Raw genomic sequence first — 14,794 nt, 5'->3', positions numbered from 1 at the left:
CGGCGTGGCCTGCGCCGTACTTCAGTACGGACAACAATCCCGCCATCCGGAATGACGACCCTTAACGCTTGGGATGCGGCGAACTACGCTGGGTGTACGAATGCCGCGCGGTTATGCCAGGCCGAAAAGTCGGTGTGGTGCCCGGCGCGGCAGCCGTCTGTGTCGAGGGGTGGCTCATGTCCAGGGAGCAACGCGGGCCGAACGAAAAGCTCGGCGCCGTTCTCGCCCTCGCGGGAATCAGCAACGCGGGACTGGCCCGCCGCGTCAACGACCTCGGGTCGCAACGAGGTCTGACGCTGCGCTACGACAAGACGTCGGTGGCGCGCTGGGTGTCGAAGGGCATGGTGCCGCAGGGCGCGGCGCCGCACCTCATCGCCGCCGCCATCGGCCAGAAGCTCGGCCGCCCCGTACCGCTGCACGAGATCGGCCTCGCCGACGCGGACCCCGCGCCCGAGGTGGGCCTCGCCTTCCCGCGCGACGTACGGGCGGCGGTGAAGTCCGCGACGGAGCTGTACCGGCTCGACCTCGCCGGGCGGCGGGCCGGCAGCGGCGGGATCTGGCAGTCGCTGGCCGGCTCGTTCGCGGTGAGCGCGTACGCGACGCCCGCCTCGCGCTGGCTGATATCCCCCGCCGACTCCTCGGTGGCGCGCGAGCCGCACCACTCCGACGGAGCGGAGGAGGGCGCCCCGCAGAAGGTCGGCCACAGCGATGTGCAGAAGCTGCGCGAGGCCGCCGAGGACGCGCGGCGCTGGGACTCCAAGTACGGGGGCGGCGACTGGCGTTCGTCGATGGTGCCCGAGTGCCTGCGGGTCGAGGCGGCGCCGCTGCTGCTCGGCTCGTACTCCGACGAAGTGGGGCGCTCGCTGTTCGGGGCCGCGGCCGAACTGACGCGGCTCGCCGGGTGGATGGCGTTCGACACCGGGCAGCAGGAGGCGGCGCAGCGGTACTACATCCAGGCGCTGCGCCTCGCCCGCGCGGCGGCCGACGTGCCACTGGGCGGCTATGTGCTCGCCTCCATGTCCCTCCAGGCCACCTACCGCGGCTTCGGCGACGAGGGCGTCGACCTCGCGCAGGCCGCCATCGAGCGCAACCGCGGCCTCGCGACCGCGCGGACCATGAGCTTCTTCCGGCTCATCGAGGCACGCGCGCACGCGCGCGCCGGTGACGCGCACGCGGCCGGCGGCGCGCTGCGGGCCGCCGAGGGCTGGCTGGAGCGGGCGCGAGACGGCGACACGGACCCGTCCTGGCTCGGCTTCTACTCCTACGACCGGTTCGCGGCGGACGCGGCCGAGTGCTACCGCGATCTGAAGGCGCCCCGGCAGGTGCGGCGCTTCACGGAGCAGGCGCTGTCGAAGCCCACGGAGGAGTTCGTGCGCTCGCACGGGCTGCGGCTCGTGGTGTCGGCGGTCGCCGAGCTGGAGTCGGGGAACCTGGACGCGGCGTGCGAGCAGGGGACGCGGGCGCTCGAGGTGGCCGGGCGGATCTCGTCCGCGCGCACCACCGAGTACGTGAAGGATCTGCTGCACCGGCTGGAGCCGTACGGGGACGAGCCGCGGGTGGTGGAGCTGCGCGAGCGGGCCCGGCCGCTGCTGATGGCGCCGGCGTAGGCCTGATTGTCAGTGCGGTCGGGCAAGATGCTGGGTGTGTCGGGAGTGGAGGTGAGGCCCGTGGGGGCGGCTGCGTTGGACGGGGACGTGCTGGTGGTCGGCGGGGGGATCGTCGGACTCTCCACCGCGTATGCCGTGTCGAGGGCGGTGCCGGGGACCAAGGTCGTCGTCCTGGAGAAGGAGGAGGGCCCGGCCCGGCACCAGACGGGGCGGAACAGCGGGGTGATCCACAGCGGGGTCTACTACCGGCCCGGCTCGCTCAAGGCACGGTTCGCGGTGCGCGGCGCCGCCGAGATGGTCAAGTTCTGCGCGGAGTACGGGATCGACCACGAGGTCACCGGAAAGCTGATCGTCGCCACCGAGCGCGACGAGCTGCCCCGCCTGCACGCGCTGGTGCAGCGCGGCAGGGAGAACGGGATACCGGTGCGCGAGCTGGGCCCCGCCCAGATCCAGGAGTACGAGCCGGAGGTGCGCGGCCTCGCCGCGATCCACGTGGGGACGACGGGGATCGTGGACTACCGCGCGGTCGCCGAGCGGTTCGCCGAGGCGTCGGGGGCGGAGATCCGGTACGGGGCGGATGTCGTGCAGATCGACCGCCGCCCCGAGCGCGGCGTCGCGGTGCGGACGCGGTCGGGGGACATCGTGCGCGGGCGCGTGCTGGTCAACTGCGCGGGGCTGCGCTGCGACGAGGTGGCGCGGCTCGCGGGGGACGACCCGGAGATGCGGATCGTGCCGTTCCGCGGCGAGTACTTCGAGCTTTCGCGCCCCGAGCTGGTGCGCGGGCTCGTCTATCCGGTGCCGGACCCGGCGTTCCCGTTCCTCGGGGTGCATCTGACGCGCGGCATGGACGGCGGCGTGCACGTGGGGCCGAACGCGGTGCCGGCGCTCGCCCGCGAGGGCTACGGATGGGGTGTCGTACGGCCCCGCGAGGTCGGCGGCACGCTGGCCTGGCCGGGTGCCTGGCGGATGGCGCGGCGGCACTGGCGGTACGGGGCGGGCGAGATCCACCGCTCGCTGTCGAAGTCGGCGTTCACGGAGGCGGTGCGCAGGCTGGTGCCCGCGGTCGAGGCGGCGGACATGGTGCCGGTCGCTGCGGGTGTGCGGGCGCAGGCGGTGCTGCGGGACGGGACGCTCGTGGACGACTTCCTGATACGTGAGGGCCCGCGCGCGGTCCATGTGCTGAACGCTCCGTCGCCCGCCGCGACGGCCTCGCTGCCGATCGGGCGGGAGATCGCGGGGCGCGTCCTCGCCCAGCTGTGAGGCCGGGCCCGGCGCCGCAGCCGGGCCCGACACCGCACCCGGCACCGCACCTCCCGGCCGCCCGTAAAATCGGGGTCACTGTGTCTGAGTCGCCTGAAACCCCCGCACCCACCGCCCGCCCCAACGAGCCGCGGTTCCCCGACGGGCCCCGGCCCGACCCCGCGCAGTCGCACTACGAGCACCGCATCCGGAGCTTCCAGCCCCGCCGCGGCCGGGTCACCGACGCGCAGGCCGATGCCCTGAAGCGGCTGTGGCCCACGTGGGGCCTGGACATCGACGGGAAGCGGAAGCTCGACCTCCCGGCGCTGTTCCCCGGCGTCGACCGCATCGTCCTGGAGATCGGCTTCGGCATGGGCGAGGCCACGGCGCAGATGGCACAGGCCGACCCGTCGACCGGCATCCTCGCCGTCGACGTGCACACGCCAGGGCAGGGCAATCTGCTGAACCTGGCGGACAAGGCCGGCGTCGACAACGTACGGGTGGCGAACGGGGACGCGATCGTGCTGCTGCGCGACATGCTCCCGGACGACAGCCTCGACGGGCTGCGCGTCTACTTCCCCGACCCCTGGCCGAAGAAGCGGCACAACAAGCGGCGGCTGATTCAGGCCGACTTCCTGACGCTGGTGGCCGGGCCGCTGAAGCCGGGCGCGAGCGTGCACTGCGCGACCGACTGGGAGGACTACGCGGAGCAGATGCTCGAGGTCCTGACCGCGCACCCCGACTACGAGAACACGATCGAGGGTGGGGGCTACGCGCCGCGCCCCGACTTCCGCCCGCTCACCCGTTTCGAGGGCAAGGGCCTGAACAAGAGCCACGTGGTGCACGACCTGCTGTTCCGCCGCCGGTAGTCCGACGGGCGGGCCAGGGCCTGATCACCGCGGCCCCGTCGCGGCGCCCCGCATCCCTCGTTAGGGTCAATTCGTGGCCTCGTATCCCGTCCGTCCGCACCACCAGGGCGACGTCGTCGGCGCACAGCCCGGCGGCGCGGTCCCGCACGGTGCGGTGCCGCATCCCCGCTGGTGGGAGCGGAAGGGCGTACGGGCCGCCGCGCTGGCGACGCTGCTCGCCGTGTCCGGCGCCGTGATCCTGGCGCTGGTCCGCGAGCAGACCGGCACGGAGGGCTTCCTGGTCGGGCTCGGCCTCGCCGTGCTGCCCGTCCCGCTGCTCATATCCGCGTTCCGCTGGCTGGACCGCGTGCAGCCGGGCCCCTGGCGGAACCTGATCTTCTCGTTCGCCTGGGGAGCGTGCGCGGCGGCGCTGATAGCGATCGTCGCCAACAGTTTCGCGACGCGGTGGATAGAGACCGCGACCGCCGACCCGTCCAGTGCCGACACCCTCGGCGCCACCGTGATAGCCCCGATCGTCGAGGAGTCCGCGAAGGCGGCGGCCGTGCTGCTCGTCTTCCTCTTCCGCAGACGCGACTTCACCGGGGTCGTCGACGGCGTCGTGATCGCCGGGGTCACGGCGACCGGCTTCGCGTTCACCGAGAACATCCTCTATCTCGGCAACGCCTTCGGCACCGACCAGCTCTCCGGCACGGGCCCCGGGCTCACCTCGGTCACCGCGGCCACGTTCTTCGTGCGCGTCGTGATGTCCCCGTTCGCGCACCCCTTGTTCACGGTGCTCACCGGCATCGGCTTCGGCATCGCCGCCGCCATGGCCCCGGGCCGCGGCCGGCTGCGCCGGATGCTGCTGCCGCTCGCCGGGCTGCTCGGCGCGATGGGCATGCACGCGTTCTGGAACGGCTCGTCGTCGTTCGGCGAGTACGGCTTCTTCGCGGTGTACGCGGCGTTCATGGTGCCGGTGTTCGGCGTGGTCACCTGGCTGTCGGTGTATCTGCGCCAGCGCGAGCTGCGCACGGTCCGCCAGGAGCTGCCGGCCTACGTCGCCGCGGGCTGGCTGACGCCGCCCGAGCCGTTCGCACTGGGCTCGCTGAAGGCGCGGCGCCTGGCCCGCGACTTCGCCACGCACTACGGCGGCAGGCCGGCCGCCACCGCCGTCGCCGAGTACGAGGCGTACGCGACGTCCCTCGCGCTCCTTCGCCACCGCGGCCGCAGGGGCAGGGCGGGCGCGGACTTCGTCGTACGGGAGCGGGAGCTGCTCGACGCGCTGTGGGAGCGCCGGGACTACGCGCGGCCGGCGCTCGCGTACGGCTCGCAGATCGCGGCGCCGATGTGGCTGCCCGCCATGTACGCGGGCCCCGTGGTGCCCCACAGCCCCGCGTACACGCCGTACAACCCGTACCGGTACTGAACCGGCCGGTCCCGCGGGCTCAGGCGGAGGCGGCCGTCAGGCGGTCGAGCTCGGCCCGCGTCAGCTCCAGGTCCGCCACCGCGAGCAGCGCGGGCAGCTGGTCGACGATCCGCGCGGAGGCGATCGGCGCGGCCACCGTGGGCTGCGCGGCCAGCCAGGCGAGGGCGACCGTGGCGATCTCGGCGTCGTGGGCGCGGGCGATGTCGTCGAGCGCCGCCAGGACGTTCCGCCCGCGCTCGGTCTCCAGGTGCTTGCCCGCACCGGCGGCCCGCGCGCTGTCGACGGTCACGCCCGGCCGGTACTTGCCAGTCAGGAAGCCGGCGGCGAGCGCGTAGTACGGCACGGCCCCGAGGCCCGCGCGGGCGGCGACGTCCTGGAGCGCGCCCTCGTACGTGTCGCGGGAGACGAGGTTGTAGTGCGGCTGGAGCGCGACGTAGCGGGCGAGGCCCTCGCGCTCGGAGAAGTCGAGGGACTCCTGGAGACGCTCGGCGGAGATGTTGGACGCGGCGATGTGCCGCACCTTGCCGGCCTTCACCACCGCGTCGAGCCCGCCGATGATCTCCTCGACCGGCACGTCCGGGCGGTCGTAGTGCGTGTAGTACAGGTCGATGTGGTCGGTGCCGAGGCGCTTGAGGGAGGCGTCGACGGCGGCCTTGATGTTCGCCGCGGACAGGCCCTGGTACTCGGGGTGCTGGCCGCCCTTGGTGGCGATGACGAGGTCGTCGCGGCGGCCGCGCGAGGCGAGCCACTTGCCGATGACGGTCTCCGACTCGCCGCCCTTGTTGCCGTCCACCCACGCCGAGTACACGTCGGCGGTGTCGATGAAGTTGCCGCCCGCGGCGACGTACGCGTCGAGCACCTCGAAGGACGTGGCGTCGTCGGCGGTCCAGCCGAACACGTTGCCCCCGAGGGAGAGCGGGAAGACCTCGAGGTCGGAGGTGCCGAGCTTGCGCAGAGAGCGAGAGGAAGTCATGCCCTGTTCCAACACCCGTACGGAATACGGTATTCCGCGATCACGCCGGAAATCCCGCCAAGAAGGGGCAAACCGGCAGCCCTGACGTCGGGGGGTCAGCGCCAGGGCCGCCGGGGCTCACCGGTTCAGGGGGTCAGGCCCTTTTCGCGCAGCCAGGCCGCCGGGTCGACGCCGGTGGACTGGCCGTCGGGGTGGACCTCCAGGTGGAGGTGCGGCCCGGTCACATTGCCCGTGGCGCCCACGCGGCCGATGACGTCGCCGGTGGAGACCTTCTGGCCCGCGCTGACGTTGATCGAGGACTGGTGGCAGAACCACAGCTCGGTGCCGTCGTCGAGGGTGAGCACCGTGCGGTACCCGTACGCGCCCGCCCAGCCAGCCTCCGTGACCGTACCGGAGTGGATGGCGCGGATCGGCGTGCCCGTGGAGGCCGCGAAGTCGAGGCCCGTGTGGTACCCGGAGGACCACATGGAGCCGGGCTGGCCGAAGGTGCCGGAGAGCGTGTACGAGGCGACCGGGAGCTTGAAGCTGGCGGCCAGCTTGCGCAGCCGCTCCTCCTCCGCCTTGCGGCGGGCCTCCTCCTCGGCCTTCTTCTTCTCGGCGGCGGCCTTGGCGTCGGCGGCCTCCCGCTTGGCGGCGGCCTCGGCGGCGGCCTTCTGGGCCGCGGCCTCCTCGGCCTCCTGCTTCGCGGTGGCGTCGGCCGCGTCCTGCTGCGTCTCGGCCTGCTGCATGATGCGGGCGCGCAGCGCCTCTCCGGCGCCGGTCTGCCCCTCGGCGGCGTCGGCCTGAGTGATACCGGCGCCGCTCAGCGGGGAGGCCGTGGCGCCGGAGCCGGAGTCGGAGTCCGAACCGTCGGACATCAGCGAGCCCACGCCCGGCAGCGACTTCGCCGCGGGCAGCGAGTCCTTGACCGCCGACAGGTCGGGCATGGAGATGTGGACCGGCGGCTTGCCGCCCTGCGCGGTGGCGATGCCGCCCGCGCCGACTGCGGCGACGACACCGACGCCGAGGACCGTGGAGCTGCGGGCGAATCCGCCGCGGCGGCGGGCCACCCGGTGCCGGCCGCGGACGGGAGCGACGGACTCCTCGGTGGGGTTCCACTCCTCCCAGGGCTCCTGCTCGACGGTGAAGTCGTCTTCGGGGCCGTAGAAGAAGTCGGGGGCAGGCCGGTTCGACGCCACGGGGGCGCTCTCCTTTCCTTCCTTCTCGCCTACCGGGTTAGCTGACGGGTTCGGAGCAGGAAGGTCTCCTACGAACGTCTCCTGGGACAGGAAGAGCGCCCGATTCACCCCAAGTTGGTGGTTCCCCGGCTCCCTTTCGGGATTGAGCGTGTGCGCACGGAGCCGTCGCTTGTGACGGCTGGGACGACCGCGCTGCGTTATCGAACGTTAATAGACAGCAGACAGTAATTCCAAGCGCTTCCCACTGATCGTTCACGACTCTGGCCAGGACTTATCGGATCAAGAACGGTCATAACCGGGCGAGTTGAACGGGGGTCGTTCCCACATCCGCCTCACCCAACCCTCTGACAGTGCGTCAATTGTTATGCGGAGCGGCGCCGTTCGACTACGGTCGGCTACCTTTGGTAACAACGATCATGGACGGTCAGGCACGCCGAACGGCGAGCAGCGCCATGTCGTCCGTCGAACCGCCCCCGGTGTGCGCCCGCACCTCCGTCACGAGCGCCCCGAGCAGCTCGTCGGGCCCCGGGAAGAGCCGCCCCGACAGCCGGTCCGCCGGATCGTAGAAGCGGCCGCCCGGGTCCCGCGCCTCCGAGAGCCCGTCGGTGTAGAGCAGCAGCGTCGCCGCGGACGGGAACTCCGCCTCGATCCCCCGGTCGGGCCAGCTGCCGAGCTCGCTCATGCCGAGCGGCAGCGCCTCCTGACACGGGTACAGCTCGCGCACGGTGCCGTCGCCGAGCAGCAGCAGCGGCGCCGGATGACCGCGGTTGAGGACCCGTACCCGCTCGGTGCCGTGCGGGATCTCGGCCAGCACCGCGGTCGTGAAGCCCTCGAAGTCGTCGATGCCCCTGCGCCGGCCGCCCTCCCTGGCCAGCGCCCGCTCGAGGCGCTGTGCGACCGCCTCCAGCGAGCCCTCCTGCTCGGCGGCCTCCCGGAACGCTCCGATCACCACCGCGACCGCGGCGACCGCGCCCATGCCCTTGCCCCGTACGTCGCCGACGATGATCCGGATGCCGTGCGGGGTGTCCTGGACCGCGTACAGATCACCGCCGATGAACGCGTCGGCCTGCGCCGCCTCGTAGCGCGCCGCGACCACGAACCCGCCGATCCGCCGGGGCGGTTCGGGCAGCACCGCGAGCTGGGCCGCCTGCGCGATCTCGCGGGCGGAGGCCAGCTGCTCGTAGCTGCGCCGCACGATCCGGTTGAGCAGACAGGCCAGCAGGCAGACGGTGGCCACGGTGACGATCTCGGTGACGAACGCGACCCCCATGTTGGTCCAGAAGTACAGATGCACCGCGACGATCGCGCCGATCGACACCGCGCCGGTCAGGATCGTCGTGCAGAGCGAGAAGAACGGGGCGGCCACCAGCGGGGCCGCGCTGAACAGCGGGGCGCCGGAGTAACCGGCGGGCGTGAAGTACTCGTAGACCGCGCCGCCGATCACGAGCAGCAAGGGCAGCAGCCGGACGAAGATCCGGGTGGGGGCCGCCTCGGCCTCGCGCCGCCCCCGTCTCCCCCCTCTGCCTCCTTCTCGCTGCCCCACCAGTCGTCTCCTGCCGCGTCCCTGCCCGCTTCCGGCGTCTCACCAAGAGTTCCCGCACGGGGACGCCGCGGCGAGCAGGGGTGGGCCGTACGGGTGGGGAACGTGACGGGCGCAACATCGGCGCCACAGCGCCGGAAAAGCACCGAGGCCGGAATCTCGATGAGATTCCGGCCTCGGCCTTCAGTAGCGGGGACAGGATTTGAACCTGCGACCTCTGGGTTATGAGCCCAGCGAGCTACCGAGCTGCTCCACCCCGCGTCGGTGAAAACAACAGTACGCCATCAGGGGGAGTGAACGCGAATCGCTTGCGCGCGACGGCTCACGCGGCGGCGTGCGTCAGCGTCTCCCACGCCACGAACAGGTCGTCCGTCCCCTCCGGACGCTCCTTGCGGGTGAGCCGCTCGGTCTGCGGGAGGTCCATCCGCAGCCGCCCCTGGAGGTGCTGGAGCCCCACCTCCGTGTCGGGACCCATGTCGCGCTGCACCTTCCCGCCGCACAGCCACGCCGGGGCCTTCGCGCCGAGCTGGTACTTGGAGTGCAGTTCGAGCGCCGCGGCGAGCCGGTCCTTCACCTCGCCGTACAGGTCGACGCCCTGGTGCCACGCGGTCTCGGCCATGTGGGACGTCGCGGCCAGGGAGTAGCTGGCGTGCTTGAAGTTGCGGCATGTCTCCTGGGAGAGCCCGTCCTTGAAGGTCTTCTGCCCGAACCAGTACGTGCGCAGTTCCGCCGGGGTGTCGATGCCGCTGCCCTTCGGCCTCACCGGCAGCGGCCCGTCCGACGCCAGATAGAAGTACGCGGGGACGCGGGCGCGGAAGTGCCCGACGGCCTGGTCGAAAGCGGACCTGTCGTTGAGGTAGACGCCCATGCTCATGGTGGCGTCGGCCATCACCAGGTCCCAGTTGCCGTTGAAATCGGCGGAGCCGCCGCGCACTTCGGGCAGGTACGCCTCGCGCAGCATCCGCTGGAACTTCAGCTCCTGCCCGTCCGGCCAGTCCTCGTACGTGTACTGCATCAGCTCGCCGGCCTTCGCCCAGGACGCTCCGGCCCAGGCGGCCTGGAGCCCCGCGTTGTCGGCGGTGTGCCCGGTGACCTTGTCCGACCAGGCGTTCATGATCTCGACGGCCTTCGCGGCGTGCGCCCGGTCGCGGGTGATGTTCCAGAGCAGGGCCTGCGTGTACGCGGCAATGGCGTCCTCGCGCTCCTCGACACAGCCCTGCCCGGCCTCCGCGTCGAAGGGGCACCGCACGGTCGCGTACGGCTTCGCCTCGTAGTCGAGGTCGGCGTACTTGCTGCGGCTCATCTCACGGTACGCGGAGATCCACGGCTCCTGCTTGCGCCGCACGTGCTCCCGGGCTGCCGCCAGCTGGTCCTTGCCGACCAGGACGCCGGGATGGGCGAACGCGCCGTCGGCGGCCCGGTGTTCGGGCTTCGCCGCCACGGCGGCCTCGCTCCCCGCGGACGCGCCGCAGGCCGTCGCGGCCATCATCAGCAGGGGGATCAGGGCCCCCGGAACCACGCGTCGCACCAGTACGCCCGCTGCCATGCAACACCTCCGGTCGGATCACTGGCAGCCTGACGCCTCCGTGAGGACGGCGCAGTATCTGTTGCGCCGGTCGTGTGCGACCGGCCGGTCGGCTTCTGCCGCCGTCTTCGGACTCTTCCCGACTCTTCCCGACTCTTTCGGACGCTTTCGGACTACGGGGGTCGGCGCCGCGCCGCCCGGACTACGGTGCTGCACCTCCCGTACGACCTCCTCACCGGGAAGAGGCGATCGCAGTGAAGGCCGATCGACGCCCCGGTGACCTGCCGGTCGAGGTGACGAGCTTCGTCGGCCGCACCGAGGAGGTCGCGACCGCCACCCAACTCCTGGGCCGGGCACGCCTCGTGACCTTCCTCGGCCCCGGCGGCGTAGGAAAGACCAGAACCGCACAGCGCGTCGCCGCCCGCCTCGCCCCGGAACTGCCCGACGGCGTCTGCATGGTGGCCCTCTCCTCGCTCACCGACCCCGACCTGCTGGCCCACTCCGTCTCCACCGCGCTCGGCCTCCCCGAGCAGGAGAACCGCTCACAGCTCGACGCGCTCGTGGACCACCTGGAGAGCCGCGAGCTCCTGCTCGTCCTCGACACCTGCGAACACATCGTGGACGCCTGCGGCATGCTCGCCGACATCCTGCTGCGCAGCGCCCCCGCCGTACGGATCCTGGCGACCAGCCGCGAACCCCTCGACGTACCCGGCGAGCACACCTTCCCCATCGCACCGCTCACCGTGCCCGCCGCCGCGGACAATCCCGACGGACCGCGGACCGACACCGACGCCATGCGGCTCTTCGCCGACCGGGCCGCCGCCGTGACCCCCGGGTTCGTCCTGAACGACGACAACCGGCAGGCCGTCGCCGCCCTGTGCCGGCGGCTCGACGGCATCCCGCTCGCCATCGAGCTCGCGGCGGTGCGGCTGCGCGCCCTCTCCCTCACCCAGATCGTGGACCGGCTCAGCAGCCGCTTCCGGGTGCTGACCGGCGGCAGCAAGGTGGCCCTGCCCCGGCACAAGACCCTGCGCACGGCCATCGACTGGAGCCACGACCTGTGCTCGCCGCAGGAACGGCTGCTGTGGGCACGCCTCTCCGTCTTCGCGGGCGACTTCGACCTGCCGTCCGTCGAGGAGGTCTGCTCCGACGACGTGCTGCCCGCCGACGAGATCGTCGAGCAGCTCATCGGGCTCGTCGACAAGTCCGTCGTGCTGCGCGCCGACGACGCGGCAGGCGTCCGATACCGGCTCCTCGACACCCTGCGCGAATACGGCGCCGAGCGACTGGCCGAACACCCCGACGGGCACGCCGTACGCGTCCGGCACCGCGACCACTACCTGGAGCTGGCCCGCTGGTTCGAGGCCGAATGGGCGGGCGACGAGCAGATGCCGCGCTTCCACCGGCTGCTGCGCGAGCGCGCCAACCTGCGGGCGGCCCTCGAGTTCTCCTACGCGACACCGCAGGAGGCACACACCGGCCTGACCCTCGCCACCACGCTCTGGGCGTTCTGGTTCTGCTCGGCCCGCCTCTCCGAGGGCCGGTACTGGCTGCACAAGGGCCTCGACCTCGTGCCCGAACCGGTCGCCGAGCGGTCCATGGCCCTGCGCTACGCGGGCTGGTACGCCGCCGTGCAGGGCGACCACTCCCCCCGGCTGCCGCTGATGCTGGACGAGGCCTGCGACATCGCCGTACGCCTCGGGGACGAGCGGCTGCACGCGCACGCGCTGGCCATCCTCGGCTGCGTCCACATGGCGGCGGGGCGGCCAGAGGACGCGGTCGCCCCGTACGAGAAGGCGCACGTGACGCTGCACGAACTCGGCGACACGACCGGCATCCTCATGTACGCCTACCACCTGGCCTTCCTGCACATGGTGCTCGGCGACCCCGAGGCCGCCTGCGCCAGTTGCGACATCACGCTGTCCCTCGCGGGCCCGGAGGAACGCTGGAACCGGGGCTGGGCCGCGGGCCACAAGGCGGTCGCGCTGTGGCTCACGGGCGAGCGCGAGGAGTGCGCCCGGCTCGCCCGGATCGGGGCCCGCTGCAAGTACGACCTCGAGGACCACCTCTGCATCGCGTACTGCCTGGAACCGCTGGCGTGGATCGCCGCCGATGACCCCGCCCAGTGCGGCCGCGCGGCCTGGCTGCTCGGCGCGGCCTCCGGCCTCTACCGCAGGTGCGGCGCCGCCCCCATGTTCGGCGTGCCCATGCTCCAGGAGCTCCAGTACGCCGCCGAGGAACGGGCCCGCGCGACCCTCGGTCCCACCGCGTACGAGTCCGCGCACCGGGCGGGCGCCACCGCCACGGTCGACCAGATCGTGGCCCGCGCCACCGGCGACGAACCCCCCGCCCCCGTCACCGAACCCGACGAACAGGTCACCCCCCTCGGCGTCCTCACCCGCCGGGAACGCGAGGTCGCCGCACTGGTCGCCGAGGGCCTCTCCAACCGAGAGATCGCCCAACGCCTCGTCATCTCCAAGCGCACCGCCGACGCCCACGTCGAACACATCCTGACCAAACTCGGCTTCTCCTCCCGCGCCCAGATCGCCAGCCTGATCGGCGAGGCCCCACAGCCGGACCTGGGCTGAGGCCGCACACACAAAAAGGCGGTGCCCGAACCGACCATCAGCCGGTCCGGGCACCGCCCGTCTCCCGTAGACCCTGTGGGACTCGAACCCACAACCAATGGATTAAAAGTCCACTGCTCTGCCAATTGAGCTAAGGGTCCACACGCCGGCCGGGGGCCGACGCACCCCCGAGCATAGCCCGAGGAGGGCGGGAGGCCGATCGGGTATCGGCATACCGGGTCCCGCGCGCCGGGCGGAGCGTCAGCGCAGGAACCAGTGCCGGGCCGACACCCCCCACCACGTGCCCGCGAAACCGAGGACCACCAGGACCGCGATCGGGGCGTAGTTGAAGGTCTCCCAGGTGACCGGGGAGACCTGCGGCAGCATGAACAGGATCGTGATGACGCCGACCCAGGCCACGGCCACCACACCGATCGCCGTCGACCAGCGGCCCAGGTGCCACGGCCCCCGCTCGAACGCGTCCCCCTTGCGGAGTCGCAGCAGCGTCGGGATCACGTACGCGATGTACAGGCCGATCACGGCGATCGACGTCACGGCCGCGTACGCCGTGACATTGATCAGGTACGGCAGGCCGAGCACCAGCGCGCCCGCCGCCGCGAGCCACACCGCCGCGACCGGCGTCCGGGTGCGCGGGCTGACCGTGTGCCACACGCGCGAGAACGGCAGCGCCCCGTCGCGCGAGAACGCGTAGATCATGCGGGAGTTCGCCGTCACCGACGCCATCCCGCAGAACAGCTGGGCCCCGATCACCACCAGGAGCAGCAGCTTCCCCGCCGTCGCACCGAGCGCGTCGAGGAGGATCTGCGCGGGCGGGGCGCCGGTGGGCGAGTTCAGGGCGCCGTCGTACGAGCGGATGGCGAAGGTGAAGCCGAGGAGGAGGACGAACCCGGCGATCCACGACGTCCAGATCGAGCGCACGATGCCCTTCGGGCCCGCCGTGGACGCGTCGTGCGTCTCCTCCGTCATGTGCGCCGACGCGTCGTACCCCGTGAAGGTGTACTGCGCCATCAGCAGTCCGATGAGGACGACGTACAGGGCGCTGCCCCAGCCGGTGTTGTTGACGAACTCGCCGAAGACGAAGGACGCCGACTGATGGTGGTCCGGCACGAACGCCAGCGCGCCCACGATCACCGCGACACCCAGCACGTGCCACCACACGCTGACGCTGTTCAGGAAGGCGACGATCCGTACGCCGAAGGTGTTGAGGAGCCCGTGCAGCAGCAGGATCCCGGCGAACAGCAGGATCGTGCGCCCCGGCGTCACCTCGAAGCCGAACTGGAGGTTCAGATACGCCCCCAGGAAGGATGCCGCACCGAAGTCGATACCGGCGGTCACGGCGACCTGACCGAGGACGTTGAACCATCCGGTGAACCAGGCCCACGCCGCCGCGCTCCGCTCCGGAGCGAGCCGGTGCGCCCAGAAGTACAGCCCCGCCGACGTCGGATACGCCGAGCAGATCTCGGCCATCGCCAGGCCCACGAAGAGCGTCATCAGGCCGACGCCGACCCAGCCCCAGGTGATCAGGACCGGGCCGCCCGTGTTCATGCCGAACAGATACAGCGTCAGGCAGCCGGACAGGACCGAGATGATCGTGAAGGAGACGGCGTAGTTGGAGAAGGCCGACATGCGTCGGGCGAGGACCTGCGTGTAGCCGAGCTGGGCGAGGCGCTCCTCGTCGGAGCCCGCGGCCACGGCCGACTGCTGCGCGTCAGTGGCTCTGCTGGCATCACTTGTCATGCCCCCAGCGATTCCCGCGCCGGGGGCGCCGCATGCGGCCGATCAAGGCCCAACTCCGGTGTCCGGTACGGAAAAGGCCGTGGCCCCACTCCCGTACGGGAGTGGGGCCACGGCCCAGGCGCTTCAGGGACGG

Annotated in this window: 10 protein-coding genes, 2 tRNA genes and 1 riboswitch; of the genes, 5 read left to right on the top strand and 7 right to left on the bottom strand. The window is 71.9% G+C overall.

Annotated features, from left to right (window positions below; genetic code table 11):
- Nucleotides 1–176: 176 nt before the first annotated feature.
- The 4 genes from ACTWJ8_RS21070 to ACTWJ8_RS21055 all read left to right on the top strand — a co-directional run bounded on the left by ACTWJ8_RS21070 (nt 177) and on the right by ACTWJ8_RS21055 (nt 5,120).
- Nucleotides 177–1,607, top strand: coding sequence for an MFS transporter (locus ACTWJ8_RS21070; protein WP_356389799.1), 1,431 nt, complete (start codon nt 177–179; stop codon nt 1,605–1,607).
- A gap of 27 nt (nt 1,608–1,634) precedes the next feature.
- The gene (gene lhgO, locus ACTWJ8_RS21065; RefSeq protein WP_443260008.1) at nt 1,635–2,867 is read left to right on the top strand and encodes an L-2-hydroxyglutarate oxidase; all 1,233 of its coding nucleotides are present in this window, start codon (nt 1,635–1,637) and stop codon (nt 2,865–2,867) included.
- 80 nt (nt 2,868–2,947) lie between these two features.
- Nucleotides 2,948–3,715, top strand: a complete 768-nt coding sequence (gene trmB, locus ACTWJ8_RS21060; protein WP_443260007.1) for a tRNA (guanosine(46)-N7)-methyltransferase TrmB — start codon at nt 2,948–2,950, stop codon at nt 3,713–3,715.
- Between the two features lie 73 nt (nt 3,716–3,788).
- Entirely contained in the window at nt 3,789–5,120 is a 1,332-nt protein-coding gene (locus ACTWJ8_RS21055; protein ID WP_443260006.1) for a PrsW family intramembrane metalloprotease, read from the top strand.
- A gap of 19 nt (nt 5,121–5,139) precedes the next feature.
- On the opposite strand, the gene ACTWJ8_RS21050 is transcribed toward ACTWJ8_RS21055, so the two are convergent.
- The 5 genes from ACTWJ8_RS21050 to ACTWJ8_RS21030 form a co-directional block, all read right to left on the bottom strand.
- Nucleotides 5,140–6,093 (bottom strand): aldo/keto reductase, encoded by a 954-nt coding sequence (locus tag ACTWJ8_RS21050; RefSeq protein WP_356389793.1) that lies wholly within the window; start codon nt 6,091–6,093, stop codon nt 5,140–5,142.
- Nucleotides 6,094–6,218: 125 nt separating this feature from the next.
- Nucleotides 6,219–7,271, bottom strand: coding sequence for a M23 family metallopeptidase (locus tag ACTWJ8_RS21045; protein WP_356389791.1), 1,053 nt, complete (start codon nt 7,269–7,271; stop codon nt 6,219–6,221).
- A gap of 11 nt (nt 7,272–7,282) precedes the next feature.
- Nucleotides 7,283–7,430: riboswitch (cyclic di-AMP (ydaO/yuaA leader) on the bottom strand.
- Between the two features lie 265 nt (nt 7,431–7,695).
- Nucleotides 7,696–8,814 carry a PP2C family protein-serine/threonine phosphatase gene (locus ACTWJ8_RS21040; protein WP_356389789.1) on the bottom strand — a complete coding sequence of 373 codons (1,119 nt, stop codon included), beginning with the start codon at nt 8,812–8,814 and terminating at the stop codon, nt 7,696–7,698.
- A gap of 184 nt (nt 8,815–8,998) precedes the next feature.
- Nucleotides 8,999–9,072: transfer RNA gene (locus ACTWJ8_RS21035), tRNA-Met, on the bottom strand.
- Nucleotides 9,073–9,133: 61 nt separating this feature from the next.
- Nucleotides 9,134–10,357 (bottom strand): alginate lyase family protein, encoded by a 1,224-nt coding sequence (locus ACTWJ8_RS21030; RefSeq protein ID WP_443260005.1) that lies wholly within the window; start codon nt 10,355–10,357, stop codon nt 9,134–9,136.
- Between the two features lie 233 nt (nt 10,358–10,590).
- On the opposite strand from ACTWJ8_RS21030, the gene ACTWJ8_RS21025 reads away from it, so the two are divergent.
- Nucleotides 10,591–12,924, top strand: a complete 2,334-nt coding sequence (locus ACTWJ8_RS21025; protein ID WP_443260004.1) for a LuxR C-terminal-related transcriptional regulator — start codon at nt 10,591–10,593, stop codon at nt 12,922–12,924.
- A 67-nt stretch (nt 12,925–12,991) separates the two neighbouring features.
- On the opposite strand, the gene ACTWJ8_RS21020 is transcribed toward ACTWJ8_RS21025, so the two are convergent.
- Nucleotides 12,992–13,064, bottom strand: a tRNA-Lys gene (locus tag ACTWJ8_RS21020).
- A gap of 100 nt (nt 13,065–13,164) precedes the next feature.
- The gene (locus ACTWJ8_RS21015) at nt 13,165–14,661 is read right to left on the bottom strand and encodes an amino acid permease (RefSeq protein ID WP_356389783.1); all 1,497 of its coding nucleotides are present in this window, start codon (nt 14,659–14,661) and stop codon (nt 13,165–13,167) included.
- Between the last annotated feature and the right edge of the window lie 133 nt (nt 14,662–14,794).

It is taken from the genome of Streptomyces sp. SDT5-1, from assembly GCF_052245995.1.
In the GTDB taxonomy this organism is placed as follows: domain Bacteria; phylum Actinomycetota; class Actinomycetes; order Streptomycetales; family Streptomycetaceae; genus Streptomyces.
The sequence above is the reverse complement of the archived record's forward strand: the minus strand, read 5'-3'. Positions and strand labels throughout refer to the sequence as shown.

What these genes read in the sequence shown, in the direction of transcription:
- lhgO (WP_443260008.1), top strand. Translation starts at nt 1,635, where the DNA reads ATGCTGGGTGTGTCGGGAGTGGAGGTGAGGCCCGTGGGGGCGGCTGCG.
- ACTWJ8_RS21050 (WP_356389793.1), bottom strand. Translation starts at nt 6,093, where the DNA reads ATGACTTCCTCTCGCTCTCTGCGCAAGCTCGGCACCTCCGACCTCGAG.
- ACTWJ8_RS21070 (WP_356389799.1), top strand. Translation starts at nt 177, where the DNA reads ATGTCCAGGGAGCAACGCGGGCCGAACGAAAAGCTCGGCGCCGTTCTC.
- ACTWJ8_RS21030 (WP_443260005.1), bottom strand. Translation starts at nt 10,357, where the DNA reads ATGGCAGCGGGCGTACTGGTGCGACGCGTGGTTCCGGGGGCCCTGATC.
- ACTWJ8_RS21015 (WP_356389783.1), bottom strand. Translation starts at nt 14,661, where the DNA reads ATGACAAGTGATGCCAGCAGAGCCACTGACGCGCAGCAGTCGGCCGTG.